Origin of the sequence: Paenibacillus farraposensis, from assembly GCF_020736845.1 — a bacterium.
GTDB classification, from domain to species: domain Bacteria; phylum Bacillota; class Bacilli; order Paenibacillales; family Paenibacillaceae; genus Paenibacillus; species Paenibacillus farraposensis.
Genome location: NZ_JAFFQR010000064.1, coordinates 588,029 through 593,715 on the forward strand (window position 1 = coordinate 588,029; position 5,687 = coordinate 593,715).

Annotated in this window: 5 protein-coding genes, 1 tRNA gene and 2 pseudogenes; 3 read left to right on the forward strand and 5 right to left on the reverse strand. The window is 40.0% G+C overall.

Annotated features, from left to right (window positions below; genetic code table 11):
• Positions 1 to 119: 119 nt before the first annotated feature.
• On the reverse strand, positions 120 to 572 hold the full coding sequence (argR, locus tag JO375_RS12455; RefSeq protein WP_229524766.1) for an arginine repressor: 453 nt from the start codon (positions 570 to 572) through the stop codon (positions 120 to 122).
• A 336-nt stretch (positions 573 to 908) separates the two neighbouring features.
• Between argR and JO375_RS12460 the strand changes: the two genes are divergently transcribed.
• Complete coding sequence (locus JO375_RS12460; RefSeq protein WP_229524767.1) at positions 909 to 1,268, forward strand: putative zinc-binding protein; 360 nt, start codon at positions 909 to 911, stop codon at positions 1,266 to 1,268.
• Between the two features lie 49 nt (positions 1,269 to 1,317).
• Here the strand turns inward: JO375_RS12460 and JO375_RS12465 are convergent.
• From JO375_RS12465 to JO375_RS12475, 3 genes and pseudogenes are all read right to left on the reverse strand, one after another.
• A pseudogene (locus tag JO375_RS12465) lies at positions 1,318 to 1,746 on the reverse strand (VOC family protein).
• Positions 1,747 to 1,797: 51 nt separating this feature from the next.
• Positions 1,798 to 2,424 carry a type 1 glutamine amidotransferase family protein gene (locus tag JO375_RS12470; protein ID WP_229524768.1) on the reverse strand — a complete coding sequence of 209 codons (627 nt, stop codon included), beginning with the start codon at positions 2,422 to 2,424 and terminating at the stop codon, positions 1,798 to 1,800.
• A gap of 112 nt (positions 2,425 to 2,536) precedes the next feature.
• Entirely contained in the window at positions 2,537 to 3,499 is a 963-nt protein-coding gene (locus JO375_RS12475; protein WP_229524769.1) for a helix-turn-helix transcriptional regulator, read from the reverse strand.
• A gap of 476 nt (positions 3,500 to 3,975) precedes the next feature.
• Here JO375_RS12475 and JO375_RS12480 point away from each other — a divergent pair.
• Both JO375_RS12480 and JO375_RS12485 read left to right on the forward strand, forming a co-directional pair.
• Positions 3,976 to 4,237 (forward strand): annotated as a pseudogene (locus tag JO375_RS12480) (adhesin); the annotation flags it as partial.
• 128 nt (positions 4,238 to 4,365) lie between these two features.
• Positions 4,366 to 5,402, forward strand: a protein-coding gene (locus JO375_RS12485) for an IS630 family transposase (RefSeq protein WP_267497689.1) whose coding sequence is annotated in 2 segments (ribosomal slippage) — positions 4,366 to 4,863 and positions 4,866 to 5,402 — 1,035 coding nt in all. Because the reading frame shifts where the segments join, the coding sequence is not laid out codon by codon here.
• A 187-nt stretch (positions 5,403 to 5,589) separates the two neighbouring features.
• Here the strand turns inward: JO375_RS12485 and JO375_RS12490 are convergent.
• Positions 5,590 to 5,663: transfer RNA gene (locus JO375_RS12490), tRNA-Pro, on the reverse strand.
• Positions 5,664 to 5,687 lie beyond the last annotated feature (24 nt).

The window sequence follows — 5,687 nt, forward strand, 5'->3', positions numbered from 1 at the left end:
GATGCTTGAACCAACAAGATACATCACAGCTACGGCCTGTTCAAATTCGGGCATCCTACACTCTTTAATTCCTAAATTCAAGTAACCTCGTATTCTCACTTGACAATCTACCAGCTCATTTATCTAAAAATTAAATTAAGTCTTTCTTCTAAAATCCTTCGATCCGATAGGGTTTGCGAAATGACAAGGCACGTATCATTCCCACATACACACCCTACCATTTCTCTCCAATTTGAATTATCTAATAAAACACCGATAACATTTGCATTGCCGGGCAACGTTTTTATAATCGTTAATTGATTGATATAATCAATCTTGACAACAACTTCTTTTAACTTCTTCTTCAACTTCAAATCCGTTTGCAATGGCATTTCTGAGGAAACATTATATATCATAAATCCTTTCGGAGAAGCTATTTTTATTAATTTCAGCTCACGGATATCCCGTGAAATCGTAGCTTGTGTTACCATTACATTTTGTTCAGCCAACAATTCTACTAACCTCTCTTGTGTTTCTATTTCATATTCGCTCACCAATTGCTTAATTAATCGTTGTCTTTTTTCTTTTTTCATAGAAAGGCACTCCTTTTTTATTATAGCTTTATCATATTTTGCTCTAATTTTCTATTATTTGCTATAAAGAGGAATACGGACTGTAGTGCAGAATTATTTTCATTGATAGCGCTGAAACGAACGACGAGGAGCTTCTCATTGCTGGAAGCTCCCCTTCTTGTAAGAAAAGTTTACTTGTATGAAAAGTATACTGGTAACTTTCGGAAAATGGTCGTGATCATTATCACGGTCTAACCTGTAAATTTAAGTTAAAATACAAACAATTTAATTTATGTTTTATCTAAAGTCAAAAATATCGTGATGGATCACAAAGAAAAAACAGGGAAGTGTACAAAGATGAAAAGAACTGATTTACCGCTTGTCTATTCATGTTCTGGATGTTCCTCCGCAGCACAAACCGCTAATATGATCGCTATAAAAATGGATCGAGGAAAAGTCGCTGAAATGTCCTGCATCGCTGGTGTTGGTGGTGACGTCAAACCACTTGTAAGAACAGCAAAATCGGGACGTGACATCATTGCAATTGATGGCTGTCCCTTGTCCTGTTGCAAGAGTTGCTTAGCAAGGCATGAAGTTCAACCCAAACACTATTTCGTATTGTCTGAATTTGACGTGCCCAAAATAATAGGAGAAGATCCTAGCCCTGATCTTTATAAAAATGCTTACACACAAATCTTAAAACTCATTGGACAATAATTCTCAATCAAAATAAAGGTGTGTATCGAAAAGATGACTCACCTTTATTTTAATTTTTCTGGGTGTTGCGACAGCATACAATAAAAGTATAGCTGGCTCTCATTATGTAACAATAACGTAAATCCGTTTCGATCCTAGTCATAATAGACCATCTTACTCCGCAAGGATCCAATATACTTCCGAATCGATCACCTGAAACAAAGTTCGCAACTGGTATATGTCGGATTCGCTGCTCCCAGCTGCAAAAAACCATTTCCAAAATCTAATTCAGCATGAACAATTATTTTATTGCCATTCTCATCAGAATATTCGGTAATATCCTTAACCCTTGCATTGAAAACAGTTTTATAGAACTCTATTGCTTTTGAAGGATTATCCACCGTAATAAAAGGGGTAATCGATGTGAAGCCGTTGGGTATTTTATTCCCTTCTTTGTATATTTACCTGAAACTCCTACATATTCTCTGCTTTCAGTCATTTTAGCTTCTCCTTTAAATGATCGTAATAGTTCAATTTAGTGCTTGTATCTTCATTCAATTGAATTCATCAACTCATAGTAATATTTGGATGCATGAGTCTTATTTAGACTATACCAGGCTTCTAATGTTTTAGAAGAAAACACACCCAGAGCTTTCAAAACGTGTACGCAAAATTCCAACGGAGCTGTTCCAGATGCAGTGATCAGTTTTCCATCAGTTACAACAGACTCCATTTTGTAATACTTTTCGCCCGTGTATGTGGGACAGACCATTTTAAGGTATTCCAGATCATTACTTGTATGCCAACGCGAATTTAGCAATCCTGTCTGGGCAAGTCCCATGGTAGCACCACAAATCGCTGCAACCCATATACCTTCCTTTAAACACCTCTCAACGATTTTTAAGATGGGTTGGTGAATTGTTTCTGTCCATGTATCTCCACCGGGTAAAATCAATGTATCTGTGCTTTCAATGCTACACTCATCCAGTTTGATGTCAGGCAGTATTTTCAATCCGCCCATTGTAGTTACAGGCGTCTTTTCAATTCCCACGGTAACTATTTTTGATGGGGCCAGCCCCTTTTTATAATATCTTCCCGAGTTCAGTTCGGCAGTTAAGTAACCTATTTCCCAGTCTGCCATTGTATCAAACACATAAAGAAATACCGTATTATTCATTTGCAAGTTCTCCTTATTTTACAATTCATCAAGTGCTACCAACCACCATCGGTAATCAATGATTGTCATCATTATAAAATAGCTTCACTGACATCTGCTGTCAGTGAAGCTATTAAAGTTGATAATATTCCATTAACTCCGACGCAACAGCAACAAGTTTTTCCTTTAAACTCTGTGGTTCGATTACTTGAATGGATTTTCCATAGGATAGGAGAAAATAAGGGACATGGGTATGAATTGATTTTTCCTCAAGCAAAAATACTGCTTGATTTGATGTCCGCTCTTTCAGATGATGCCCCAAAAACCAATGCAGGCATAAGTCATCCAATGCTCCTGACCTGCCTCCAATAATTAAAGAAATTAACCCATCCTTGCCCACTAAATCAGGTAACAGATTCTGCATAAAAAATTCACGGGCCGAAAAGGCTTCCGAACGCTTAAATATGATTCGAGTGCGCTTGATTTGTAAAATTCGATCTGTCCGAAAGCTGCGGATCTCATTCCTTAGATGACAAAATGCAACTGTGTACCATTTATTGTTCCAGTAGACCATTCCATAGGGGTCTATCACCCGGTTCTTTGGTTGTTCTTCATAGCTTGTCCGATAATCAATTTCTACAGAGAATTCGTTTGCTACAGCCTGCTCTAATTCTGCCAATACCGGCTGAACAGAAGGGCCTCCCATGCGGTTTATAACTTCAAATCCGGCTAAATGACGGCTAAGTATACTTTCCTGCTCCTGACTCGAATACATTTTCAATTTTGATGTCGCATTGTCTAATGCCTCACTCAAAGGGTATCCGGCTTCTTTTGCAAAAACAGCAGCATGAAGGAGTGCCTTTTTTTCTTCAATATCAAATAGCAGAGGTGCTCTGATAAAATTATTCAGCAAGCTATACCCGCCATTATGACCTGTGTCGGATATTATGGGCACTCCACTGGCACATAGTGCATCAATATACCGATAAACCGTCCTTATATTTATTTCTAACTTTTCGGATATTTGTTTTGCAGTCATTTTTACGCCCGAATTCAGCATCCATAGAATTGCCAGCATATTATCGTTTTTTGGCATAGCATGAACCCTCATCTTTCATTAAAACCTCAATATTGTATAAATATCTTTTTTATCTTCTCAAGGATCACACTAAACTATTAATTGCGAATCCCTATTCATCAATCTTTCAGCCTTTCAATCCTCACGTAGCATTCAACGTATGTCAAGGTGATAGAAGGGATATACTTCACCAATAATGCTCTCGATAAGTTCCCTCCATCTTAAATTGGAATTTTTCTAATAATTTTATGGATGCTTGATTATATGTATCCGATCTCGGCGCTTTTCTAGAATTATAGTCAAAAAGCTGGATCTTGCCTATCCGTTTATTATTGTTACTTTTATCAACTAAGATATATATTAATAGCCCATTCGCAAGCCTTTTCAGTACGTTCTCTTTATAATTGTCATATAGAGGTACTTCGTTTATAGATCAGCAAGTATGCTGCTCTTTTTCGGTTTCAGTAAGACTCCAATCATTACATATTAGTGGTATGCTCTCCGAAGAACAAGGAACTGCATGCATTGGACATAATATGGAGCAGGATCCGGTTGTGATTCGTCAGTTGGATGATCAGGGACAATCGCTGAGAGGACTGCTCCATGGGGTTTGTAACGAGTATGTCCGTACAATGTGAACGAGACGTATCATTTGAACTGGAGACCGCTTCCCATTCGTATCAGATGGATATCAAGGTGAAAAGACGTTCCTATCAAGATATTCACCGTACTTATGATGATCTGGTCACTACGATACCTGTTGAAAGAAATGAAGCATCAAACTATATAAGTTGAATCAAAGTGTTTAGCAAACCCTGGCAAGGAAAAACGGACCATTTGTCGAATTAGAAATAGATCAAGAAAAGGACAAGTGGGGAACACAAATGGAACAGCATATCGAACTGGAACATGTAAAAGCAGCCATGAAACAAGCCAAAGAACGCCGAATGTATGAACGCTATCAAGCCATCTATTTGCATTTGAAAGGCACACCCATGACGGCGATCGCTGACATTCTGAATCGAAACCGAATGACGGTGAGCAGTTACATTCATACGTACGAAAACGGCGGCTTGGCAGCCTTGCAACTCAAGCACTCATCGGGTGCTCCTACTCGGTTGACTAAGGAGCAGCAAGATCAGTTGAAACAGACCGTCGCCTATTCGGTCCCCCATGAGGTTGGGTTTACGGCCAAGCATAACTGGACGCTTGAGCTCATTGCCACGTATGTGGAACGAGAATGGGGCCACCGCTACTCGCTTCGAGGCATCTCCAAAGTGATGGAACGCTTAGGACTGAGCTATACGAAGCCAACTTTCACACTTGCGGCAGCAGATCCCGAAAAGCAACGTCAGTTTGCTGAAATGACTTTTCCCGATTTGAAAAAAAGCTACTGAACCATGAGAACGATCACTTACTGTTCGAGGATGAATCCATGATTCGGGACTATCAAGCGATTCAGAAAACCTGGTTTCTTCGTGGGAAGCAACGAATCATTCCAACCACGGGAAAGCATCGCGGGGTCAAGTTACTCGCGACGGTTGACTATAGGACGGGACGAATCGTTTGGCAGGAAGACGAACATACCGCCGAAACCTTTTTGACATTTCTTCAGAAGGTTCTTTCTGCTTACCCTGCGGGAAGCATCGTCATCGTATTAGACAACGCCCGAATTCATCATGCGAAGCTGCTGCAACCTTTTCTGGAAGAACAGAAAGGTCGGCTTGAACTGGTGTTTCTGCCGCCGTACAGTCCTCAGTTGAACATCGTGGAAGGACTCTGGAAATGGCTTAAATCGAGTGTTATCAATAATGTGTTCTATTCCACCGTTACCGAAATCCGTCTGCGTGTTGGGCAGTTTATAGATGAAATCATGAAACATCCTCATGCTATCATTGACCGCCTATGCGTTCGACTTTGATTGCTATCTTCTTTCGTTCAACTTATATAGACTCACATAAAAATGCACCCCCTAGCATGCATCGGACAATCCAAGAGGTTTGTTCCAATGTCTACACTAGGAGGTGCTCTTCAAATCCAGCAGGTAAATTTGTAACCCGATAGCCTTTTGCCTTTACCGTTTACCCTTTACACATAGGGAAAGGTTATCGGGATGACACGATTTGAACATGCGAACCCCTGGTCCCAAACCAGGTGCTCTACCAAGCTGAGCTACATCCCGAAATAGATGCCGGTGAGAGGACTC